This is a genomic window from Paenibacillus sp. 7523-1, assembly GCF_002276415.1.
In the GTDB taxonomy this organism is placed as follows: domain Bacteria; phylum Bacillota; class Bacilli; order Paenibacillales; family Paenibacillaceae; genus Paenibacillus; species Paenibacillus illinoisensis_A.
Genome location: NZ_NPBR01000019.1, coordinates 96780 through 119823, shown reverse-complemented (window position 1 = coordinate 119823; position 23044 = coordinate 96780). Strand labels below are relative to the sequence as shown.

Below are 23044 nucleotides of genomic sequence, written 5' to 3'. Positions count from 1 at the left end.
CTGACCATATATGAAGAGAAAGAGCACAAGACTCTCCCTTTTACTAGGTAGCCTGTGCTCTTTTAAATTGGATCGGCATCAAATCTTCTCGCAAATCCCTTCATCGCTGTCTTTATCTCTTATTCAGACTGGATAACTGCCATTCGTTCCACTGTCTCCGTGTTCTCCTTATACCATGCCATGACGACATCTCCCTCTTTCAGATCAGATACCTGAATTGCCCCGTTGGCATCTGAACTGGTGTTACCACGTCCTCCCATCTCCATACCTTGAGTGATACTAACATCCACATTCAGCTTTAATTTCATTTCAACGCCAGTTTCATTCATCCCCCTGCTTCCGCTGCCAGGGGCACCGTCCTGTTGACCTTGATTATTGGAGTTCTGTGAAGAGAAGCCTTGAAACTCAAGTAATGCTACAGTAACGGTATCTCCGTTTATGGAGACAATCCTGCCTGTGAGATCAGCATTCATTGCACCACGCATATCATCCGGTCCACCTGTTCGGTCATTCATGCCTCCGCCTCTCTGCGTTCCTCCGTTCATGCCTGGGCCACCATTTATCATTCCCCCGCCATTCATGCCTTGCGCAGTACCGGTATTCGTAATGTTTTGGGCTGTAATGACATCACAGGCGGCAAGCAGAACAGCACAGCCTGCCAGCAGGATTAGAACAGATGTGAAATAATAATTTTTTCGCATAAGATCACCTTTTTCCCAGGGATGGCCGTCCCCAGCCGAGTTTTCTTTGGAACATCAATTCATACGTATCTTTGAATCCCAGATAGGACAACACGATTAGCAAAGGGTATACCGGATAGATATAGCGCGATTTGATCTCCCACAGGATATAAAAACCGATAAATCCGAGAACCACCAGAATCAGAGAGACTTCATCATATCGCTTAAGACGAATCCCCCGGACCAACCGAACGGAAATAAAACAGTACATCAGGAAGTTCATCACATATACGACCCAAAGCACACCCGTTCGATAGACTGAATCCCCCTGGAACAGGTCCGTTACCCCATTGGTGTAACTATAGGAGCCAGCAATTCCGCCTGCTCTTCCTCTTCCCATGCCTGAGGCACTTTCATTGCCGATTCCGTATCGATCCATCTGGTACGTCCCTTCAGTCCAAGTCCATATGATCTTTTTGTAATACATCTGAATCAGTTCGCTGGCACTCGCTTCCGACAGCTTCGATTCAATCTCCTGCTTAAATAATGTAGTGCTATCAGCCTTATTGTAATTGGCCTGTCTCTGATAGATTTGGTAGCTCTCCATATTGTCCCAGAATCCGAATCGTTCGAGGTTAATCCCCATGTTCAGCCACATATAGACGGGGGCCGAATTCTCGCCGACCGGTTCTTTTACCGTACCTGTGGACTGCAGCACGGCATTCTGGGTCCAACCTGGGACATTAAACAGAATAGCCAGTACGGCGATGGAGCCCAGCACCTTCTTGAACCCGATACTCCGTATGTTCAGCAGGATGTACAAGATAGCGGCAATCAGCACAATGGCGCCGATACTGCGGAAGTAGTTCCCGATGGAGAGAAGAATCGCAGCACAGAGAATAGCCTTCCATGATTTTTCGCGTACAAACCGAAGCAAAAAATATAAACAGGATGTCAGAAATGCCGTCGCAATAACATCGTTATAAATCAGGTTGTTCAAGAATAAGGAAGGCAAGTACGTCGCTGCAAAAATCAAAACGCCGTAATCCCGTTCCGTAGATTTGGGGTTCAGCTGCTTATAAATAAGATAAATCATAAAGGTAGTCAACGTTGAAAAAAGGATATTAAACAGCTTGATCACCAGATAGTTATCCGGGAACAGGTACAGCAGTGTTTTTAAATAGAGCACGATGGAAAAGTTAAACGGGAACATGTGAAGATATCCACCCGTTTCAAACGAAGAATAATCCTGATCGTAGAGCATGCTCATTGCCAGAGAAACGACCGTCTGGGAATCATCCGTCGGCACTCTTGGAAACACAAAGATAATCGCGATCTGAATCGCCATGGAACACAGCAAAACCACTGGGATGACGACCTTTGGACTGTACTTGTTCAATCTCAGGCAGAAACGGTATAGCCCGATACCCGTTAACAGAAGCAGGATAATGACCGGAAGGAAAATGCTCCATTGCTGGGTTCCCAGGATCGGATTGTCTCCATAAAGGCCATAATTATACTGCGCCCGAACGAATAAAGACGACACAATAAACAAACCAACAAAGAAAATAAGAATGAGATAAAGCGTCTTATGGATCACCTTAGACATGCCAAAACTCCTTTTCGAGTACAGGATTCGAAAACAGTATAATGGCTCTAACTGAAAAATCGCTGAATTCGAACTGTCGGCTATCGCTGACCCCACGAACATGATTTTAAACACAAAAAAGACCGCCCTCTTTGCAAAAAGGAAGCGGTCTATTTGTTTTTCTGATATTGAAGCCCACGGCCCTTAAAAGCGACTATTGCTCAGTGAGTCGTATTTTACGTATAATCTCTCATTAATATGCAATACCCCAATCTCACATATCACATGAAGAGAGCACTAAGTACGATACATTTCCTTATACTCATCCACATATAAAACTTCAATACAATTGGACCAGTTCAGAATCGTACCGACAAAATCCTGAATGTCCAATCCGGGCATATCATAAGTATCCGCAGTGTTCACCGTACCGGTTGCATCCTCGATGAAGGTAACTTTAAACCCCTCATGTTCCGCAGTAATCGCTGTAAACAAGCAGCAATACTCCGTGTTAAATCCTACAATAAATACATGCTCAACCTGATGTTCAAGTAACCAAGACTTCAGTTCCGGATTACTGAAACCACTCGGTTTGCTTTTCTCCATAACGGGATGCCGGCTGGTATCCATCACTATCTCCAAATTCGATGCATTTTCATGAAAAAGCGGTGATCCCTCATGATCATAATCTATATGTTTCATATAAACGACAATCTCACCATGCTGCTCAAAATCAGCAATAATCGTTTTGATCTTGTCCAACTGGATGGTGACATCCCCTAATGACACGATTCCGTACTGTACATCCAATACGATCAAGGCTTTGTTCATGGGCACTCTCCCCTTACTACGAAATGCTCTATTCCTCTAATATAAGCTACTTCTTTCGTTTCTTCTCCGCGGCCTTCTCCACATTTTCCTTCACCCGAAATTCCACAATCCGGCGGATAAGCTCTTCAGGCAAGGGTTGATTCAGGGGAAACTGCACTGAACCTTTAGCGCCTTTGTAGACAGAGAGTTCATCCCGGAATGCCTCGATTCCGCTGGGAGCAGGATAGAGTCCGATATGATTCTTATATGCAGCAAAATGGACCAGATTTCCGTGCTGCGCATACGTTGGCATCTGATAGCTAATCTTCTCCTCCGCATTCGGAGCAGCTTCACGAATAATTTGTCTTAATACCTGCAGTCTGACCTGTACATCAGGAGCGAACCCCGAAATATATTCATCGACCAGTGCAGAATAATGGTTACCCTCAGCCATCCTGAACTCCTTCCACCACGATTCATGGACTCGTGATATGGATTTATTTTTCACAACGTCATGGCCCGGCCATTGCGCATCAAATAATCTTCCTTCGTCTTGTAGTCTGGCATGATACTGCCAACGCGGCGCCAGAAGGAGCGATCATGATTCATATGATGAATATGGCACAGCTCATGGATAATGACATAATCAATGACTTCCGGTGGTGCCATGGCCAGACGATAGTTAAATGTGAGTTTTTTGTCCCAGCTGCAGCTGCCCCACTTGGTGGGGGATTCCACAATGTCTATGGACTTTGGCTTGACCTTCAGCTCCTGTTGATATGGACCAATGCGTTCACCAATGACTCTCTTACACTCGGCAAAATAAAATTTCTTCAGATTCGCCCGCAGCTCATCCTCGGACAACCCTTCAACCTTAATTAACTCATGCAGTGCATATTCCTTGCCCAGAAACAAAAACTTCCCGCTACCTTCTTCTTCGTAGTCTTTGGCCTGCGGTCCTTCCAGGGCCTGCTGCATTAGCGCCGATTTCTTCAATATGATTTCACCATGCTGCTCTACAAGCTGCTGAATCATCTCATTGCTCGTGCCATTAGGTGCCTTAATCGTTACCATGTAGGGCAGGTCCATTGTGATGGAAACCTTCTTGCCTTTGCCATATACCACATGGCATTGAATGATGTGTTCGTTTAGTTTAATCGTTAGCATGCTGTGCTCCGCTTCTTTTTTTAATCCATTCATTACGATTGTATATCATCCTAAGGTAATCTGCACAAACAACACATAAATATTTGTTAAATAAAACTGTATTATTATTCACTATTATGTATTATTATTTAAAAATATTGAATTCAGTCTCATATAAATGGAGGATACCGTATGAAGCAAATTACTGAGAATGGACACAAAATCATTGAGGAATTATCCCTCAATCACTGGCAGTCCTTGTCTACCTTGTTCTATGATGGATGGATTTTACGTTTTGCCAACGGATACACGAAGCGTGCCAACTCCATACAACCCATCTATGATTCTACCCACGATGTGTTTGCCAAGATCGATGAGTGCGAGCGAATCTACGCATCCAACCAGCTGAGTACCATTTTCAAAATCACACCGTTTAGCCAGCCGGATCACTTGGATCAGCTTCTGCAGGACAGAGGGTTTACCCTTGTGGATCACACCAACATGCAGGTGCGCAGTCTGGAAGAGCTGAAGGAACCGGAGTACCCTTTTGTACAAATCGATGAGCAGTTGACCCAAGAGTGGCTGGATCACTTTTGCCGATTGAATCAGGTACATGAAGGGAAGCGGAGAACAATGACACAGATGCTGTCCAATATCCGTACAAGCACAGGTTTCATTTCTCTCTCGGTTGATGGGCAAGTCGTTGCCTGTGGCCTGGGCGTTGTTGAACGTGGCTACATTGGCTTGTATGATATCGTAACGGATGCCGCATACCGGAATCGCGGGTTCGCTGAACAGATGATATTACATCTCTTGCATTGGGGGAGAAAACAAGGCGCCACATCCAGCTATCTGCAGGTTGTAGCCGGTAACGCTCCCGCTATAAAGCTCTACGCCAAGCTGGGCTATTCGAAAATCTACTCGTATTGGTATAGAGTTAAGGCACTCCACGAATCTTGATCCACATCCCTGCCCCGAACTCCAGTTCATCAGACATCCTTAGATGCACCTTATCGTATTAAAAAATGCCTTTCTTAAAAAACAAGAAAGGCATTTCATATTTTCTATCCTTATGATATAGGAAGCTTAACCAGTACCTCGTATGACTTGCCATCCTGGATATCCTTAATCATGTCTCCTTCGATCAATTGACCGTTAACATACACTTCGGTCTTTCGGACAGCCGCATCCCGTTTCATCTCTACCTGCAGCTCGGCACCACGGAACAACCTGGTCACCGAAGCCTTATCCCAATCCGCAGGTAATTGCGGACGAACGAGCAGCCCTTCGGCGTGACCCTGCAATCCGAACAGTCCATCGATCAGGCAGCGATACACCCAAGGTACCGTACCTGTATTGAACAGATGGCTGGAGCGCCCGGCTGTACGTGGATATTGTCTGTAGGCCCCGCGATAATAATTGGGGATGAATACAGGTAACTGCCCCCGCTGGAGGACATCTTCGGTATCGGGACCAGGAATCATTTTGCGAAGGAGTCGATAGGCGTTCTCCTTTTCCTCAACCAAATACAGTGCATAGATGTAGAACGCAGCCGCATGGTTGTAGACCGCCCCATTCTCGGCACTGCCCGGATGTTTTTGCGTAACCCGCCCCACATCTTCCCGCATGGCGGTGAAAGACGGTGCCAACTTCTCCACACCATATGGGGTCTCTAACTGCTCCTCCACTGCCCGGATCAGCTTCTTCCGCTTCTCCTCATCGGCCGCGCCGCTCATCAGCGCCCAACCCTGAGGATTAATATAGATGCGTCCTTCCTGATCCTTGCTGATGCCAAAAACGACATTATCATCCGTTATTCCGCGTGCATACCATTCGCCATCCCAGAGATACTCATTCGCTACAGCATTGGTCCGGTCTGCTTCCTCACGGAATTGCTTCGCTGTTTCGGTATGCCCGGCCTGCTCCGAAATATCCGCCCATACCTTGAACGCATACGCCGTTGCAATGGTGAGCCAGCCGGATACCCCTTTGCCCTTATAACCCACCATGTTCATCGGATCACACCAGTCGCCCTGATTAATGAAGTTGAGGCCGCGATGGTCACGATCCTGAATCAGCCAGCGCATGGCCAGATTCATATGCTCCAGCACAGAGGCCTTCTCTTCACTGTCGGCAAATGCAACCTGCTCCTCCAAAATGCTGTAATCATTCGTCTCATCCAGATACGTACGCATACAGACCGGAAGCCAGATACAGTGGTCCGTATGAGGAACCTGGTTGATGTATTTGAGCTCAGCATCCGGGTGCAAAATGATTCCATCCGGCATCGCGCCGCTTGCATGCTGCTGAGCCAGGGCTGTCAGGAAGGCATCTCGTGCGATCCCAGGCTGAATGTAACTCATGCCCATGTTATCCTGCAGATAGTTTCGGGTCTGCGGATCAGTCGTCAGACGGTTCGTTTTGCCGTGGTAATACATTTGGCGTGGCAGCCAGTGGTTTACAAAATTATTCAATCCGTCATCCGGGGTCTGGATCTGGATATTTCCCTGTCCTTCTGCAACGTAAGCGGCATATTCCTGTTCAGCCAAGGCAAAGCCATCCAATCCTTCATGATCCCGTTTGATAAAATACTGCTGCCGGATGCGTTCGATCTCTGCCTCATCATGAGCCGGGCCAAAGATAAACCGGTATTCCCGCTCAGCTCCTGCTTCGAGCTCCAACCTGTACTGAAGGACAGCGACAGGTGTCTCATACCTTGCATCCCCGCCCTCTAAGGTGTCCAGCTGCAATGCCGATGGGGCATGAAGGCCGCCCTCGCCCTCGAAACGCTCATGATTCACTTCCCATGAAGCAGGCTTGCGATCCGCAAGCAGGTAGGTCTTGTCGCTGTAATTTTTGACTTTGGCATAATCCTGATACTTCTGATACGGCGTAATGGACGAGCAAACGATTCCCTGCAACTCATCCACGTATTCACCGGATTGATTCATCCATGACATATAACCAACCGTGAAATACGGATACATGCTTAGCTTGCGTTTATGAGAGGAAAGGTTCTTCACCTTCACTTGCCACAGCTCCATGGCATCCGCTTTGGGCAGACGCAGGCTCATCTCAATGGAAATGTCATCGCTTACAACATTCCAGCGAATATCGTGTTTACCCACGGCGAACGTATAGCTGTCCGCCTGTTTTCGCACCGGCTCATATGGAGCCGAGAAAATGTTTCCGCCTACTTCATCCTTGATGTAGACAAATCTCCCCGGATGATGCGCATAATACGGCTGCTCCGGCTGCATAAAGGTTTTCGCTTCCAAATTGGGTGCATGCGAGTACTTGGCAGGCTCCGGCTGCATGAATTGCGCCACAGCATATCCGCGGCAATTCATATGGATCATCATCTTTTCGTTCCATAGGAATCCGGATGCCTTAGGCATACTTGTCGGACTGGTCAGCTCGTAATATTCATTGTCGTTCGTTACTCTGATCATCACTGAACCTCTCTTTCGGTTATGAAATTGGAATGACAGAAAACGTTTTAGTAACTTGTATACAACTTCATTCATTATAACACGGGAACGCTTACAGTCACGGATAAATGTTTAAAACTTCATGTAAATTAACCTGCTCAACGCATAAACCTCGAAAACATTCTATTAAAAATATAACTTCTGTAAGAAGGATCGATATAACAAAAAAAGAGCTGAATTCTCAGCTCTTATTGCGCTCCAATTGTTTTTCAATACCCAGCCTGTCAATCTGAATCCAATATTCTGCAATCCGCTCATTTTCCACGCGATATACGGCACTGGCAATTTCAATAACCGGCCGATGGGTTGGTGCATATCCGTCCACTTCACCAATATGTATACCCTCTTGTCTCCAGCGCACATACACCTTATCGCCCTGTGCGATCAGTTCCTGTATCTCAAGTGAGATTTCACCGTACGCCTGAATCATCTCTCGTACATGATCCGCATATTCGGAAGGTGTCCTGTTTACGGTCACTTCCTCTTCGGATACCACCTGATGTGCCAGTACCTGCTCTGCCATCAATGTATCAGCATAATCAAGGTTACGACCTGACCGAACCTCCTCGAAAAAGGCTCTGACAATCTGTTCTGGGGTCATTGCAAGCCACTCCATTTACATTGGATTTTCTGTCACATCTAAAACGCAACCTTCTATATCTTCCCTTATTCTAACATCCATTCCATGGTGGGAGTTCAATCTGTTCTACTGTTCTACGGGACTATTATCCCTATTAACATACCTTGACAATGAGACTATATAACCATAAACTAGCAAAAGACTTTAGGTAATTAATAGGAGGTTTTGCTGATAAGAGGATTCAGATTGATTTTTACCATAAATGATAATGTCAGGTGTATGAACTAGAAAAACCAGAAAGTGGTGTATCATGAAACGTCTATTCGTAATGTTGTTTGCCCTCACTCTACTGCTGGCCGGATGCCAAAGCAATGACAAAGAGAGCAGTCCGAGCGAAAATAATCCCACAGAAACTTTAGAAGGCTCTACCATATTGAGTTTGAAGCAAAAATACGGCTCCGAATCAAGCCCATCGATTATGCCCATGTATAACGTAGCTCAAGACGAAGAATTCCAGTTTACATTTAAGGCTGACCTAAAAACCAGTCGTCTACAAGCAAGTGACATGATTAGTGTACATACGGATATTAAAGCCCTGGAAGCAAGTAAAGTCTATGCCATACCGGAAATCAATGATAATAGCATTTCGATCAAACCTCTCGGATGGGGTGTATTAAGCTCAGAGAAGCTGAAAGCACAAGAACAAAGTACATGGGGTGGTGCCCCCATCTATTACATTCGTCTGAACTATAATCCAGATGCTGAGAAACTGACACTACTTGATCAACCCATGATTATTCCTTTTACAGTAAAATCCGAGCTGCCTGTTCCAAATCTTAAGTATGAGATCGACAAGGATAAACGGTTCACGCTTACCTGGGACAAGGTAGAGGGCGCAGCAGAGTATAAAATCTATAATCGTGCCGATCGAACGGTTATTTTTGAAACAAACAATGTTCCCCTGCAAGGGGCAGAGAAAGCCTACAATGGAAGCAATCCGCTGGTCGTAGCAACGACAACCGAAACATCCTTCAATGATTTCAATGAGGATGGCAAAGGCGGCCTTGGTATCATGAATGAACTAACGACATCCTATCAGAACCATGGTATGAAGGGTGAATACTACGTCACTGCTGTCAGTGGGGACAAGGAATCGAATTTTAGTAACGGTGTGGCTACTGCTCCTCTCTCTAACCAGTTGCCCATGGCTCTAAAAGAACAGCTCTATATGAAGAAATTGAAGAACACAAACGAACTGCCTAAAACAACAAGTATTGAACACATCGACGGTTCCTTCTCCCAAGGATCAATTGTCTACGATACTGCGAATGTAGAAATCTCGGATTTCAACGAAACGAACATTCCTTTTCATATCAAAGGAACCGCTCTTAAGAGCTACGTACGGGTAGAATCTGTAACCAAAGAAGACTTGGCCAAATTGGATCAACAAACGGTCGCTGAGTCCAGTAACGGACTGGTTGAACCAAAAAATGACACTCCTTACGTGCCTGCACCTGATGTGCCAACCATCATTAACAATAATGATGCGCCTGCATCGGAGACTGCAACAGAATCTACGCCTGAAGAGTCTGCAACGACTGCTGTTCCAGCACCTGAAGTTGAAGTGGATGCGACCACTGAAGAAGGTTCTGAACAAGCACCTGCCTCTAACCCTGAAACGGCAGAAGCAAATCTGGTGGACGAACAGAAATCGAACACACAGCAGAATGTTGAAGAAGGCAACCAGGAAACCGTTCCTGAACCAGCTGCAGGTGATAAACTCATCAATGCGGATTCTGCACTGGAAGAAGTGCTGGCCAAAAACATGATTGCAGCTGAAGATCAAATCTCATTGAAAGCTTTTCCCGAAGCCCAAAATTTCACGACACTCTCGGATGTTGTCCTGAAAGTAATGTATCAGAATCCATTGATTCTCGGCGTCGAAGGTTTCGAATACAACTATGGTACATTGACGCTCTCCATTCATTACAATGAATCTGCAGATGTCATCCAGAAGAAACAAGGCGAGATTATTGCCAAAGCAAACGAAGTTGTTGCTTCCATCATCAAGGATGGCATGAAGGATGATGAGAAACGAAAAGCCATCTATGATTATCTGAACGATAATGCGAAGTATGACGATGCGGCACTGGAAAGTGCGGAGCAAAACAACTTTAAAAATGTGGATGCTCAGTTTAACGACTCATTCACCACCTACGGTATTCTGGTCAAAGGGGTTGGTGTATGCGCCAGCTATGCTTCGGTCTACAAGCTGCTCTCCGATCTGTCCGGATTGGACAGCATTGTCGTAACGGGAGCATCCAGTGGTGTCCCTCATGCATGGAACAAGGTCAAAATCGGAAATGAATGGTTCCACGTAGATGCCACGAACAACCTGTCCAACTCCGGTATTCCCTACTTCCTATACAATGCAAACGATGAGACGGCTGCAAGTCAGGAAACGATAGCAGATAAAGATTACTGGATCGATTCCGAACTCGAACTGTTTCATGGTGAAAGTGATGCGAATGACTATTATGTGCAAAATGAACTCGAAGTCGCTTCGGTCAATGAATATAAAACGAAAACGGAGAGTGAACTGAAAAATGGGGAGAAACGGGTTATTCTGAGATTGGCCTCCCCTGTTGACTCCGATGAATTAATGACAGCGGCAGGCGAAGCACTTGCTGCGGTGGATGAAGCCCTGCTGAACACGGCACAATTGGTAACGCTGGGCAGTTACACGATTCTGGAAACCAATCCGGAACAAAAATAATAACCAAAACACAAAGAACTCCATCACCCATATCGGGAATGGAGTTCTTTGCTTAACAAGCTAATCCATTGGGGACCAATTTACGGTCTCCTGTTAAGGACTAACGGTACCACCGTTAGCATTCAGGGTCTCACCGCTCACGTAACTGGATTCCTGGCTCGCCAGGAATACAAAGGCAGGTGCCATCTCGGCAGGTTGTCCTGCCCGGCCAAGTGGCGTATTGGAACCGAAACTAGCAAGCTTCTCGACGGGCTGTCCGCCAACCACCTGAAGCGGTGTCCATACCGGACCTGGCGCTACAACATTCACGCGGATACCTTTGCTGCCGACCTGCTGGGCCAGTGCTTTGCTGAACGTGTTGATGGCCGCCTTCGTCGTTGCATAATCCAGCAGGATTGGTGAAGGACTGTACGCCTGAATGGACGACGTATTGATGATGGAGCTGCCTGGTTTCATATGTTTTACAGCCGCTTTGCAGAGCCAGAACATGGAGTATACATTCGTTTTGAATGTCGCATCGAATTGCTCTGTAGTCAGATCCGCAATCTGTTCCACAAACTGCTGTTTACCTGCCACGTTGGCAAGAATATCGATCCCGCCAAGCTCCTTAACGGCAGACTCAATGAGCTGCTCACAATAGTTCTCATCCTTCAGGTCGCCGGGAATCGCAACAGCCTTACGGCCTGCTTCTTCAATCAGCTGTACCACTTCTTTGGCATCGGCTTCTTCTTCAGGAAGATAAGACAGCACAACATCCGCGCCTTCACGGGCAAAAGCAATTGCAGCCGCGCGGCCAATCCCGCTGTCTGCCCCGGTCACTACGGCTTTGCGTCCAGTCAGTCGTCCGCTGCCTTTGTAGCTCTTTTCGCCTGCATCAGGCACAGGTGTCATCTCACGCTGAAGTCCAGGCTCTTCCTGCTGCTGTTTCCATTCTGATGTTGCCTTCGGATATTGTGTCGTCGGATCTTGTACAGTATGCTGGTCTTGATTAGCCATGTTCAATTCCTCCTTGGGGAAATTTACACTTTATAAAAATAGAACCAATGGATTCTACACGGGTCACTGCGCGGTCAGAGCAACCTTCCGATCGCTGTTATCCCCCAATTTTTTTCTATTCCTTTAGAAGGAGAAAATTAGGTGATAAAGGCGAACATTTCATTTCTTCAGGTTTTCTCTGCCCTCTACGTTAATGTGTAGATGTGAAGTTCAATTAATATAGAATGTGTAAATTTCAATTTATTTATAGTTGGGTTTCATAAAAGTTGCACTCTTTTCTTTGTAACCGAGATGGGTGGAATTTAAACTGGGCTTGGCCATTTCCTTATCGCAGCTGCGTACAATTGAATCTCCAGTCACTGGAGGTTGTATAATGGATCATGAGGTGATCTTATTGGATTCAAATCAGGGTTCTAATCCACATAAATATTCGATCGGTGAAGCCGCCAAAATGATTGGTTCCACCGTTAAAACCATCCGTTATTACGACGAGATCGGACTGGTTCATCCCTCTCTGCACACGGAAGGCGGCCACCGTCTCTATACCCCCAAGACCTGTGGCGGCTGGAGCTAATCACAACGCTTCGCTATCTGAATTTCGGCATACCAGATATTCGCAAGCTCATGTCTGGTGAACTGGGTGTCTCGCAGGCGCTGGACCTGCAGATTGAAGCGCTTGAGACCCAGATCGGTACTCTGAATTCCATGCTCTCCATTTTGCAGCAAGCCAAGCAGCATGAAGCCGAAACTCCATTGCATGCAGATCAATCTCTCAGCTATGTGTCCAGCCTGGTGGATTCGCTTACCGCCCATGCCAAGAAACGCAAACAGTTCATCTCTGCCAAAATGGAAGAATCCCATCTTCTGGATGGACTCCCGCAGGAATGGAGAGTTTCATTCTTGCATTTCTTTGATAAATACTTGATGAAAGATACCAAAATGTCTGCCGAGCAAACGATGGCCTGGAATGAAATCCAGGAAATCATTAATGATCCCGGCTATTTTGCCGATCTGGCCCGACTCGAACTCCCCTTCTTCACGATGGCGAACCATCCACAAGTTGAGGCGGAAGTCTGGGTGAAGAAAATGGAGGAAATCCGCGTCCGGGCCACCGATGCATTGTCCAAGCAATGGCCGCCAGACAGTCCTGCGGTTCAGGGGATCGTGCAGGATTTTGTCATGTTGTACGCGAGTATTGAGCATACCGGAGACCCGGAGGCTTTTTTCCGAACTCAGGCTCAGTACATGCTGGACTCTGTTACGGAGCGCATCCTTCGTTTTAATAGGCTGTGTATGGTGGTGAATCCCGAGTGGAGCGAGATCGTCGACGGGATTAACCTGCTTCAGGAAGGCATGCGGCTGCGGTTACAACAAATGGAAGAAGACTGAAGTCCAGTCTCCTTCCATTTATCCGTTTATCCCTTTTTCAACGAATAGGATTCATGTTCTCCCACGTTACTATCCATCTGCAGCGGTTGTCCTTTCAGGTAGTGATTAAAAAAGTCGATGGTTGTATCATTTATCAACTGTTGTGCCTCATGCGCATCTACACCCTGGGACCATTCCAGAATAGGAGATATCAAATAGAGGTCAGAGAAACTCAGATGTTTGGTGTTATTCAGCTCCATCCAGTAGTTTCCTCCTGCCGTTACCGGCTCATAGCGTGCGTATACTTCCTCATAGTATTTCTCGGCTTCCGGACGGGTCGTGCCCATGGCAGCGATCTCTTCGTCACTCATGACGCTTGTTCCTGCAACCGTTGTGTCTGCACTCATCATCAGGAACGGTTTGCCAACTCCTTCAGCAGGAATGGGTTTCTCGCCAAAAAGTACCCCATCCATATTCATGCCTGCCTTGAGGCGCGGATCATCCATCAACATCTGTACCGTCGTTGCCCCGCCAAATGAATGCCCGAACATGCCCATGTTGTCCAGATCCATGTGACCGGTAAAACGTCCGCTCGGATCATTCGCAGCCAATTTCTCCACCTCATCCAGTACGAATTGCGCATCCTTCACCCAGGTCTCATTAAGCTTGTCCATATAACTGAATTGCAGCTGTTCGAAGCCCTCTTTGCCCTCCGATTCAAACTGAGCCACACGTCCATCCGGAAATACGGATACCAAACTGCTGTAGGTGTGATTAATGCCAACGACAATGTAACCCTGACTAACAAGCTGCTCCACCTGGAACGTATTTTGATTTTCATAGCCATGCAGACCATGAGAGAAAAGGATCACCGGATACCTGGCCTCCGCATCCGATAACGATGCTTCCTGTATTGCATGAGTTTGGACCTGGCCCAAACTTGAGAATAACAGCTTCGGCAGCTGCAGCACTTCATTGAAGGCTGTTGCATAAACCGCTGGATCGTTTACATACGGAGCTGTTTTCCCCTTGGCATCGGGATCTGTTGGATACCAGATCTGTACCATCAGCTCCCTTTGGTCTCCAGCGGTACTCGTCAGCAATTCCTCCCGGCTATTGTCCGTCCAATCATAGGAGACTGTGCCGATACCATAAGGACCTGTTGGTTTCTCAAACGAAAATACCGGAAATAGAAGCGGCAGACCTACCGTAACCGCTGCATACACCAACACCATCAACGATACTGCAATGGCTCGCACACGACCAGACTTTTGCGCTGCTGACGCAGTTGAATCGACAGCACGTTCATCTTTTTTCGAGATCACACCTACACGCCGATGCCGTCTTGCTTCTGTGATTACAACAACGGCAGGAACCAGTGTCAGCAGGTATGCCGGAATCATCGGCCAGCGCATTCCCTCGACGAGACCATGGATCACCAGTAGGGCTGCCGATATGACCAACCCTCCCCATACCCATTTCCGCGGTTTATTCCGCGCACCGATCAACCACACCAGCATCATTACGTTGAAAATAAGATAAATCCATTCGATTGTCCTCATCTTGCTTATGCCCCCTTGTTCGCCGCAATGAATTGATATGTATCGCGCAGCAGCTCTTCTATCTCATATCCTAAAACCTCCAGTAACAGGAGATTCAAGAGAGAAATTTAGAAGACACAAAAAATGCACTCCCTGAATGGCATTGGATTACCCGAAGGTTCTCCGATGTGTTCAAGGAATGCATATACGATACGATGATATTACAATGTTACCACATTCAAATTAATGATCTTCCCCACCCTCTACACGCTGCTTTTTCCCAATACCGAATATGAAATATCCGATTACTACGATGGCCATAAAGGTCGCACCTACAATTAGGGGCAAGCGTGTATCCGGGTTAAACGCCATCCCGATGATAACGAGGATCAGATACACAATAATAATGTAGTTGCTGATGGGGAACCACTTGGACTTGAAGTTGTGTTCCCCCATCTCATTACCCCAACGCTTTCTGAATCGGAACTGGCTGAAGGCCAGTGCAAACCATGGCACCATCCCCGGAAGAACACTTGCACTGTAGATATACAGGAACAACTTGGAATCCGGCATCAGGTAGTTCAAGATTACACCGATCAACAACAGGGAGATCGTTATAATAATGCTGTTGCGTGGAACCCCGCCTTTGGACAACTTTTTGAAGAAGGCAGGTGCCTGTCCATTCTCCGCAAGCGTATATAACATACGTCCCGCACTGTAAATTCCGCTGTTACACCCCGACATCGCCGCCGTGAGCACCACGAAGTTGATAATGCCCGCAGCAGCCACGATACCGACCTTGGCAAATGTGAGTACAAACGGGCTGCCCGTCTGCCCCACTTCATTCCACGGGTACAGTGTCACGATGACAAAGATAGCCCCTGCATAAAAGATAAGGATACGCCACACGATATTTTTGATCGCTTTACGCAGCGTTTGCTTCGGATTCTCCGCTTCTCCGGCTGTAATACCGACCATTTCCACGCCTTGATAGGCAGCCGTTACGATACATAGAGCAAACAGGAATCCTTTTATTCCTCCCGGGAAGAAGCCACCATGACTCACCAAATTCGATAATCCGATCGGCTGTCCGCCGTTCCCCAGACCGAAGAAGATTAAGCCGGTTCCGATCACGATCATAAACACAATGGCTGTTACCTTAATCATGGCGAACCAGAATTCAAACTCCCCGTAATATTTCACCGCAGCCAGATTTGCCGCCGCAATAATGAGCACACCAGCCAGTGCCGGCAGCCATTGTGGAATATCCGGAAACCAGTATCCGACATAGATACCGATTGCCGTAACTTCCGCCATCCCCACCGTTACCCAGAGGAACCAGTAACTCCAGGCGGTCAGGAACCCGGCAAGCGGACTGATATATTTATGAGCAAATGTGGCAAAGGATCCGGTGACAGGCTCCTGAATCAACATTTCTCCCATAATACGCATGACAAAAAAGATAATGATCCCGGCCAGCAGATAGGCCAGCAGCACCGAAGGACCTGCCCATTTGATCGTACTCGCCGATCCCATGAACAATCCAACGCCGATTGTACCCCCGAGTGCAATCAGCTCAACGTGACGGGGCTTAAGCCCTCTAGATAGTTGCTTCGATTCCAAACGATTCTCCCCTTTTCTTGTGTGCAGCTTCGTGTTGTCAGAATTACATTTCCATGTTCACATTAACGCAATGCAGAATTGCTTCACCAAATTGTACGAGATGTGCCGCAGAAATACAACAAGGAATGTAAGGAAGCGTTTTTATTAAGAATGTTTATCATTTTTGGATTTTAAGTATAGCCGCATCGAACATGGCCTAACAGACAGGATACTGGAACAATCTCGCTACCCATCCGTATCTTCAATAAATGCTTATAGAGGAGGCACGACATGCCTGACTTGTTACTGGTTTTATTTTTGTTCAACCTGTCTCTATTTCTTCTGCACGAAATGGATGCGATCAGGCGGTCCGAGTGGAGGTTATTTATCGTGTTGAAAGAGATGGAAGACGAGAAAGCTTATAAATATTTCACATGGGTGCACCTGCCCTTATACACTGTCATCCTCTCCCTGCTCTTCAGTTCATATCAGACGATTACATTCTGGGTACTGGACATCTTTTTCATCATACATACGATATTGCATTTCTGGTTTGAGAAGCACCCTCGCAATCAATTTAAAAATTCGTTCTCAAGGTCATTCATCTACCCCATGGGAATTTTTGCTTTAATCCATTTGATTTTCCTAATAAACTAGGGGTAACAACTACTCATTTCGGGAGGTCTGCATATGGAACAGCAGCACGCAGCACGAGTCGAATTATTCGTTTCCAACGCACAGATCATCAAGAAGTCGTTCAAATGGCAAAATCCGATGATGCATCGCCTGGCGGCACTTCTCTATGCAGGCGAAAATAAAACTGCAGATGGCGAGGCCATTCGCCAAAGTCATGATCTGATGAAGCAAAATACAAACCTCTTTTCCGTATTCAGGGGCAATTCGGCTATCAGCATTGCCGCCATGCTCTCCCTTACCACGGATCAGGAGTCGAAGCTGGCGGATACCCTACATGTCTACGATCTGATGAAACAGATCAAGTTTCGTTCTTCCGATTTCCTGGCCGTGGCCGCCTATCAGATTGCTGCCCAGGCAGCGCCTGACCAGTTTCAGTACACGGTGGAGCGTGCCAAAGCTTTTTACGATCAGATGAAAGCAAAACACCGCTTCCTGACCGGGCAGGATGACTATATTTTCGCAGCCATGCTGGCTCTCTCCGATCTGGATGTGGAATTCGGTGTAGCCCGTATGGAGCAGCTCTATCGTGAACTGAAGCCAGAATTCTCCCCTGGCAACAGCGTGCAGGCATTGACCCAGGTACTGGTCCTTGGAGACGACAACCCTGAATCAAGCGCACGTGTATTGGCATTACAGGAGGCGTTCCGTAAACGCAGCATCCGCTTGGATAAAACGTATACCCTATCCTCCCTCGGAGTGCTCTCCCTGCTGCCTGTCCACCAAGACACACTGGTGGATCAGGTGCAAGAAACGTTCGACTGGCTGCGTGATCAAAAGGGCTTCGGGGCATGGTCAATCACCAAACAGGAGCTGCTTCTATTCTCATCTGCCTTAGTGGCTGTTCAGCATGTTGAGAATCTGCGAAGCGGTGTGCTGACCACGGCGCTCTCTACCAGCATCACCAACATTATAATCGCGCAGCAGGCTGCCATGGCCTCCGCTGCCGCGGCTTCAGCTGCTGCTGCCGCCTCATCATCTTCAAGCTAACGTTCGCCAGGGCTTCTTATTATGAAAAATGCCCCCTCTGATTGATTCAGAGGGGGCTTAAGATGATTCAAAATAGGTGTAGAACAATTCATCATCTTCCGAAACTATATGATTCCCGTTTCTCGAAATTCCTCGATGAAACTGTTCAGCCAATCGTCACCATAATCGAGTGCTCCCATATCATTTTCGATAAAAGCAACATCCAGACCCATGACCCAGAATCTGCGAGCAATAATGAACAGGTCTACAGCCTGCTCGTCCTCTGGAGAGAAGCTTCGTATCGAACGATAACCTGCCATGAGCGCATTCCATAATGCTGCTTTTTGCTCACCGGATTGCCTCTTTCTAGCCTTTACCTGAGCCAGATCGTAGGCACGCCAGCCTTTGGCTGTCCACTCCAGGTCATAATGCGTAAACGAGCCTCCCTGCTGAAAGGCATTATTGTTGCCATGCATATCGCCATGACACAGTCCCCACTCCAGAGTAGGGGCAGATGCTGCAATACGCTTCTTCAGCTCCTCAGTAAACGCAACCAAAAACGGTCCTGCTTCATGCGACTCTCCGATATATGCCAGAATGCGCGCGAGCGGCTGATCAATCAGAAATCGTGTATTCAGCTCATATCTGGGCTGCTCCAGTACCACCTGATCCATTGCCTTATGCAGCTCAGCTGCAGACTGACCAAAAGCATAACAGGACTCCTCATCCTCCAGGTTGTTCTCGGTCCCCTCAATATAGCGGAACATCACGGCGACCCGTTTGCCTTCCGGCGCATCCAGAACGGTGTAACCACGATTATCCTTCCTCTTCATGTAATCACCAACATCTGCATGCACGGAAGAATTCAATATTGCTTTCAATTGAGATAGCACGGATAACTCCGTGATGACTTCTTCCTCCCCGATCTCGGCACGGTATACCCGAAGGATGTGCAAGCCAGTGGACGTTTTTACACGGTATGTATCATTCAATCCTCGCAGCCAAAACAAGCATTCTTCCCATTGACCCATATCATATTGATCTCTTAGAGCAAATTCCAAATATTTCGGGCTTAGAATAGAGCGCAATGCCATTGGTTGATTAAAATTAAGCATATTAATGCTCCTTTGATTTAATAATTTCTGTTACTCCTAACAATTAATATATAGGTTGCAGGTAAACTATGGAAGTAAAGTGAAGAAAAAGTGTATCTTAGCAAACTCCTCCATCATGAAGCCCGACAAGATGCTTACTGACCAAACCAGTGATTACCGCGACGATCCAAGATTCGTTCGGTAGTCGGGCAGCTGCCTGTCCTGCGTTATACGACTCAACAGGTTCGCTATACGCTCCCGGTCAAAAGAAGCCAGATATACGGCTAATACATCATCCTCGTTTTCACCAACAGCCAGTTCGAATAGAAGAATGACATGATCCCTACAAAATATCCGCCAAGCCTGAAGAGATGACATTTCTGAAATTTCATATGCTCCGTCGCTTAATCCCCAATAGGATCGATAGTCCGATAACCCCCACATGTTCTCATCAAAAATAACCCAATAAGGCAGCCTGTCCTCCACCCCCATCTGAATGAATGCCTTACTTACCAGGAAATTGGTGAGCGATTCATTCTCCAGCGCCCAATCCGGATGGTTCCAGGCACATAGATACACCGGCGGGTCTTCCTTCGTCAGATCACTGAAACGGATGCCGCAATAGATCACTGATTCTTCGCATTGATAAAAGACCAAAAACGCCTTGTCCGTTGTAAAGAAATCCGAATTCGGTACAAAGATATCCTCCAGAAGCATCGGCTCATACTGATTATTGCACTGCTGCGTAATATATTGTGACCGCCCAAACCTCTTATAGTATTCACGCAGAACGGCAGGAAAAGGCCTGCCAAGACGGCGCTCCTGCTCCTGAATGTCTTCCTCTGAAATGGAACCCCCTGCCTCATCATGACCTTGGAGGAACTCGGCCAACACTCTAAAATCTGCAATCAACTCAATCTTCTCCTCTCACCAGAACGTAGCTTTCAAAGAATACACGGGCCTCCGGAAATAACAGTTGAGCGACATCGTCTATGGAGAACCACCGAATATCATCAATCTCATCATCCTGGGGTTTCAGGTCCGTCCCATCTCCAGCGTATTCGACCAGAAACATCGTCGTTTCCTGCCCCTCAAATCCCAATTTCTCCTGCGTTACAGCGTCAAAACGAAAAGCAATTCGGTCCTTGAACGGTTTGGTAATTGTAAATTTTGTTGATCCCGTTTCTTCTTCTAATTCCCTGAGCAGTGCCGCCTCCATGCTCTTGTCCTGCGGTTCCATCCCGCCTTTTGGGAAATCCCACATTCCTTTGATTTTCCCCTGTGCTCCCTTTACCTTATGAACTAACAGCAGTTTATCATCCTTTTGAATGACCGCGCCGACAGCCATACGAATCATTGATTGCACCCCCACGATCTTAATTCTGGAACAAAATATCCGGTTTACTTGCTTGTATAATTTACATTATAAAATATTCATCTGCAGAATTCCTTTTTTGCCCAAATAGACCGCTCCCTCGCCAGGGAAACGGTCTATGAGACAATATTTTATGAAGAAAATATCCTATGAGGATACCGAATTGGTTGCACCAATTTTTGTGATGACCGTATCATACGGGGCCAATTCCAGCGTTTGTTTTCCAAACTCTGTATCAATCGTTGTTTTCTGAATCTGGTCACTATTGTTGATCACAACCATTATGTTACTTTCAGGATAATACGCACACTCGGTATACAGGTTATCCGGGATATACTTCGTTTCCTCGTACTCTTCGCCTGCATAACGAATCAGATTCAGCAGCAATCTGGTATTCTCCCAGTTGAATTCGAATGCGGGGAGATAGATCCCTTTCCCTTTGCCGAAAGCATGCGTAGACAACGTAATGTGACCATCCGTTTCATGCAGCACCTCAGCTGTGCCATCCGTAAGATAAATGCCTTTCTTCGGCGTTATGCTAGCTTCATCCGGTACCAAACCATGCTCATCTCGTACCTCATACGACCATTTCCCGTGAACGACTCTTGCCCCTGTATCTTCATCCACGCCAAGAATATGTGCCATTCGGAAAAAGCTGTCGTATCCCTCGATCGCCGAAGGTTGATTAATGCCGATAAACGTACCACCTTCGTACACCCACTTCGTCAGTAGGTCCACACACGTATGGTCATTCCAGTGCTCTCCGCCGCTCCATGCGGAACCCGCAGAGCCAGCATTGATCACGACATCGCAGTCATGCAGTACGCCCTGCCGGATGTCTTCAAAATCGATGAACCGCACCTCAACCGGTAATCCCGACAATGCTTCATTGACGTGAATGAGATCATGCATGTACGTTTCATGGAAATGCCCGGACAGCGTCCAGGATCTCAGTTTGCCCCAGCTATGAAGCACGGCTACCTTGGTCTTGATCTGATAAGGCTTGCCAGCCTGATGCAGCTCCTTCATTTCCCTGAATTCATTGGCAATCTTCTCGATGTATTCCACAAAATCCGGATAAGGCTCCACCAGATGAAGATACCCGCCCAGTCCGATTCGATCAATCGGTTCTCTGAGCAGAGCACGCCGGATATTAATCCAATACTTCTTGGCATCCAGCGTAGGGTCGCCGCCCTCCTTGAAGGTAGGAAGCCCGCCTAAACCAACCGGGAAGAGGTATGGATGCAGCCGGATTTCATGCGTATCCACGTTGATACCCGAACACATTCTTGCCTCATAACCGGAGAATACACATTTGATCATGCCGTCGAATCCAAATTCTTCGAAGCGGTCATTGTAAGGCTCCATGCCCACCCAGCTATCATCGTAGAAAACATAGGCCAGCTTGCCATGTTTGTGTACAATATCAATCAGCTTTTTGCCGAATTCAATCACAAAATCATGAATGAATGTCATCCAATCCAGCTTGCGCTGATTCGCAGGGATATGACTGACCCGGTATTTACCGCCATTCACAAAATCCTCAGCCGTAAGGGAATAGCCAGCCTTTTTGGCAAACAGATCAAGCGCTCTTGAGCTTACCGTAAAATCATATGAACCCCAGTCCGAGAACAGATGACGATTTCGCTCACTGCTACCCCAGATCCAGGCGAAATTATAGAACAGGGAAGTAAACCGAACAACGGTCGTTTCCTTGTGCTCCTGACACCAATTTTCCATCCAATTCAGAAGGTATGCTTGTGTCTCCGGATAGATCGGATCGATCTGCATCAGATGCTCTTTGTCCCAGTCATTCGTCGTGTGGTTGTACATCGAAATCTCTTCCCATATTCGGTAAACCATGAAGCTGACAGTGTATTTATGCCACGGAACAATGCCGCTAATGACCACATTCCCGGATTCCCGTTCATAATTCCACTGTTCTCTCGGTACCTCTTCCCCCGTCGACCGGTCATAGACCTGCCAATACTTGAACGCTTCCCGGGAATCGTTCACCTTAAATTGTTCAGCGAAGAAATCCTCCATCAGATAGATGGACAGGTAATCCTGCACGGCCACCTTAGGGTTCGTTATGAGAAAACATTGCTGCAGCTTATCCGTATTGCGGGATGCCCACTCATTATGATCCCGGATGATACAGATCGTCGAATAAATGCCGTATCCTGCGTTGATAATCTCATCCGACAATTTCGTCCCGTCACTGTCACGAATGACATCAGCACCCCACCGTTCAGCGAGGTCCAGTGTCAGTGCCTCATAACCCGATTCTCCGGGCAGGGTGAAGGCTCCCGTTGTTTTTTTGGACAATTGGATC

20 protein-coding genes are annotated in these 23044 nt (G+C 47.0%); 6 read left to right on the top strand and 14 right to left on the bottom strand.

Annotated features, from left to right (window positions below; translation table 11 throughout):
- Nucleotides 1–119: 119 nt before the first annotated feature.
- From CHH60_RS21050 to CHH60_RS21030, 5 genes are all read right to left on the bottom strand, one after another.
- Complete coding sequence (locus tag CHH60_RS21050) at nt 120–701, bottom strand: hypothetical protein (protein WP_095360992.1); 582 nt, start codon at nt 699–701, stop codon at nt 120–122.
- Between the two features lie 4 nt (nt 702–705).
- Entirely contained in the window at nt 706–2289 is a 1584-nt protein-coding gene (locus tag CHH60_RS21045) for a glycosyltransferase family 39 protein (RefSeq protein WP_095360991.1), read from the bottom strand.
- A 276-nt stretch (nt 2290–2565) separates the two neighbouring features.
- On the bottom strand, nt 2566–3099 hold the full coding sequence (locus CHH60_RS21040; RefSeq protein ID WP_095360990.1) for a cysteine hydrolase family protein: 534 nt from the start codon (nt 3097–3099) through the stop codon (nt 2566–2568).
- 46 nt (nt 3100–3145) lie between these two features.
- Nucleotides 3146–3532, bottom strand: a complete 387-nt coding sequence (locus tag CHH60_RS21035) for an iron chaperone (protein ID WP_095360989.1) — start codon at nt 3530–3532, stop codon at nt 3146–3148.
- A 50-nt stretch (nt 3533–3582) separates the two neighbouring features.
- Nucleotides 3583–4278: a M48 family metallopeptidase gene (locus CHH60_RS21030; RefSeq protein WP_255248029.1), complete on the bottom strand. Its 696-nt coding sequence runs from the start codon at nt 4276–4278 to the stop codon at nt 3583–3585.
- Between the two features lie 138 nt (nt 4279–4416).
- On the opposite strand from CHH60_RS21030, the gene CHH60_RS21025 reads away from it, so the two are divergent.
- Nucleotides 4417–5184 carry a GNAT family N-acetyltransferase gene (locus tag CHH60_RS21025; RefSeq protein WP_095360988.1) on the top strand — a complete coding sequence of 256 codons (768 nt, stop codon included), beginning with the start codon at nt 4417–4419 and terminating at the stop codon, nt 5182–5184.
- A 110-nt stretch (nt 5185–5294) separates the two neighbouring features.
- Here CHH60_RS21025 and CHH60_RS21020 read toward each other — a convergent pair whose 3' ends face one another.
- Together CHH60_RS21020 and CHH60_RS21015 are read right to left on the bottom strand one after the other, a co-directional pair.
- Nucleotides 5295–7676, bottom strand: a complete 2382-nt coding sequence (locus tag CHH60_RS21020; RefSeq protein ID WP_095360987.1) for a GH36-type glycosyl hydrolase domain-containing protein — start codon at nt 7674–7676, stop codon at nt 5295–5297.
- 220 nt (nt 7677–7896) lie between these two features.
- Nucleotides 7897–8316, bottom strand: coding sequence for an ester cyclase (locus tag CHH60_RS21015; protein ID WP_095360986.1), 420 nt, complete (start codon nt 8314–8316; stop codon nt 7897–7899).
- Between the two features lie 289 nt (nt 8317–8605).
- Between CHH60_RS21015 and CHH60_RS21010 the strand changes: the two genes are divergently transcribed.
- Complete coding sequence (locus CHH60_RS21010) at nt 8606–11071, top strand: transglutaminase domain-containing protein (protein WP_095360985.1); 2466 nt, start codon at nt 8606–8608, stop codon at nt 11069–11071.
- 93 nt (nt 11072–11164) lie between these two features.
- On the opposite strand, the gene CHH60_RS21005 is transcribed toward CHH60_RS21010, so the two are convergent.
- Nucleotides 11165–12067: an SDR family oxidoreductase gene (locus CHH60_RS21005; protein ID WP_095360984.1), complete on the bottom strand. Its 903-nt coding sequence runs from the start codon at nt 12065–12067 to the stop codon at nt 11165–11167.
- Between the two features lie 373 nt (nt 12068–12440).
- Here CHH60_RS21005 and CHH60_RS21000 point away from each other — a divergent pair, with 373 nt between their 5' ends.
- On the top strand, nt 12441–12641 hold the full coding sequence (locus CHH60_RS21000) for a MerR family DNA-binding transcriptional regulator (protein ID WP_095360983.1): 201 nt from the start codon (nt 12441–12443) through the stop codon (nt 12639–12641).
- Between the two features lie 50 nt (nt 12642–12691).
- Nucleotides 12692–13456, top strand: coding sequence for a MerR family transcriptional regulator (locus CHH60_RS20995; protein ID WP_095360982.1), 765 nt, complete (start codon nt 12692–12694; stop codon nt 13454–13456).
- 26 nt (nt 13457–13482) lie between these two features.
- Here the strand turns inward: CHH60_RS20995 and CHH60_RS20990 are convergent, their stop codons facing one another.
- On the bottom strand, nt 13483–14997 hold the full coding sequence (locus tag CHH60_RS20990) for an alpha/beta hydrolase family protein (RefSeq protein ID WP_095360981.1): 1515 nt from the start codon (nt 14995–14997) through the stop codon (nt 13483–13485).
- A gap of 222 nt (nt 14998–15219) precedes the next feature.
- The gene (locus CHH60_RS20985) at nt 15220–16599 is read right to left on the bottom strand and encodes an amino acid permease (protein WP_095360980.1); all 1380 of its coding nucleotides are present in this window, start codon (nt 16597–16599) and stop codon (nt 15220–15222) included.
- Between the two features lie 270 nt (nt 16600–16869).
- Between CHH60_RS20985 and CHH60_RS20980 the strand changes: the two genes are divergently transcribed.
- Both CHH60_RS20980 and CHH60_RS20975 read left to right on the top strand, forming a co-directional pair.
- Nucleotides 16870–17235: a DUF6713 family protein gene (locus CHH60_RS20980; RefSeq protein WP_095360979.1), complete on the top strand. Its 366-nt coding sequence runs from the start codon at nt 16870–16872 to the stop codon at nt 17233–17235.
- Nucleotides 17236–17268: 33 nt separating this feature from the next.
- Nucleotides 17269–18261 (top strand): DUF4003 family protein, encoded by a 993-nt coding sequence (locus CHH60_RS20975; protein ID WP_095360978.1) that lies wholly within the window; start codon nt 17269–17271, stop codon nt 18259–18261.
- Between the two features lie 104 nt (nt 18262–18365).
- On the opposite strand, the gene CHH60_RS20970 is transcribed toward CHH60_RS20975, so the two are convergent.
- The 4 genes from CHH60_RS20970 to gnpA all read right to left on the bottom strand — a co-directional run bounded on the left by CHH60_RS20970 (nt 18366) and on the right by gnpA (nt 23037).
- Nucleotides 18366–19355 carry a phosphotransferase gene (locus CHH60_RS20970; protein WP_095360977.1) on the bottom strand — a complete coding sequence of 330 codons (990 nt, stop codon included), beginning with the start codon at nt 19353–19355 and terminating at the stop codon, nt 18366–18368.
- Nucleotides 19356–19508: 153 nt separating this feature from the next.
- On the bottom strand, nt 19509–20246 hold the full coding sequence (locus CHH60_RS20965) for an SMI1/KNR4 family protein (protein WP_095360976.1): 738 nt from the start codon (nt 20244–20246) through the stop codon (nt 19509–19511).
- A 1-nt stretch (nt 20247) separates the two neighbouring features.
- Complete coding sequence (locus CHH60_RS20960; RefSeq protein WP_095360975.1) at nt 20248–20691, bottom strand: NUDIX hydrolase; 444 nt, start codon at nt 20689–20691, stop codon at nt 20248–20250.
- A 165-nt stretch (nt 20692–20856) separates the two neighbouring features.
- The gene (gene gnpA / locus CHH60_RS20955; RefSeq protein ID WP_095360974.1) at nt 20857–23037 is read right to left on the bottom strand and encodes a 1,3-beta-galactosyl-N-acetylhexosamine phosphorylase; all 2181 of its coding nucleotides are present in this window, start codon (nt 23035–23037) and stop codon (nt 20857–20859) included.
- Between the last annotated feature and the right edge of the window lie 7 nt (nt 23038–23044).

What these genes read in the sequence shown, in the direction of transcription:
- CHH60_RS21050 (WP_095360992.1), bottom strand. Translation starts at nt 701, where the DNA reads ATGCGAAAAAATTATTATTTCACATCTGTTCTAATCCTGCTGGCAGGC.
- CHH60_RS21045 (WP_095360991.1), bottom strand. Translation starts at nt 2,289, where the DNA reads ATGTCTAAGGTGATCCATAAGACGCTTTATCTCATTCTTATTTTCTTT.
- CHH60_RS21040 (WP_095360990.1), bottom strand. Translation starts at nt 3,099, where the DNA reads ATGAACAAAGCCTTGATCGTATTGGATGTACAGTACGGAATCGTGTCA.
- CHH60_RS21035 (WP_095360989.1), bottom strand. Translation starts at nt 3,532, where the DNA reads ATGGCTGAGGGTAACCATTATTCTGCACTGGTCGATGAATATATTTCG.
- CHH60_RS21030 (WP_255248029.1), bottom strand. Translation starts at nt 4,278, where the DNA reads ATGAATGGATTAAAAAAAGAAGCGGAGCACAGCATGCTAACGATTAAA.
- CHH60_RS21025 (WP_095360988.1), top strand. Translation starts at nt 4,417, where the DNA reads ATGAAGCAAATTACTGAGAATGGACACAAAATCATTGAGGAATTATCC.
- CHH60_RS21020 (WP_095360987.1), bottom strand. Translation starts at nt 7,676, where the DNA reads ATGATCAGAGTAACGAACGACAATGAATATTACGAGCTGACCAGTCCG.
- CHH60_RS21015 (WP_095360986.1), bottom strand. Translation starts at nt 8,316, where the DNA reads ATGACCCCAGAACAGATTGTCAGAGCCTTTTTCGAGGAGGTTCGGTCA.
- CHH60_RS21010 (WP_095360985.1), top strand. Translation starts at nt 8,606, where the DNA reads ATGAAACGTCTATTCGTAATGTTGTTTGCCCTCACTCTACTGCTGGCC.
- CHH60_RS21005 (WP_095360984.1), bottom strand. Translation starts at nt 12,067, where the DNA reads ATGGCTAATCAAGACCAGCATACTGTACAAGATCCGACGACACAATAT.
- CHH60_RS21000 (WP_095360983.1), top strand. Translation starts at nt 12,441, where the DNA reads ATGGATCATGAGGTGATCTTATTGGATTCAAATCAGGGTTCTAATCCA.
- CHH60_RS20995 (WP_095360982.1), top strand. Translation starts at nt 12,692, where the DNA reads ATGTCTGGTGAACTGGGTGTCTCGCAGGCGCTGGACCTGCAGATTGAA.
- CHH60_RS20990 (WP_095360981.1), bottom strand. Translation starts at nt 14,997, where the DNA reads ATGAGGACAATCGAATGGATTTATCTTATTTTCAACGTAATGATGCTG.
- CHH60_RS20980 (WP_095360979.1), top strand. Translation starts at nt 16,870, where the DNA reads ATGCCTGACTTGTTACTGGTTTTATTTTTGTTCAACCTGTCTCTATTT.
- CHH60_RS20975 (WP_095360978.1), top strand. Translation starts at nt 17,269, where the DNA reads ATGGAACAGCAGCACGCAGCACGAGTCGAATTATTCGTTTCCAACGCA.
- CHH60_RS20970 (WP_095360977.1), bottom strand. Translation starts at nt 19,355, where the DNA reads ATGCTTAATTTTAATCAACCAATGGCATTGCGCTCTATTCTAAGCCCG.
- CHH60_RS20960 (WP_095360975.1), bottom strand. Translation starts at nt 20,691, where the DNA reads ATGATTCGTATGGCTGTCGGCGCGGTCATTCAAAAGGATGATAAACTG.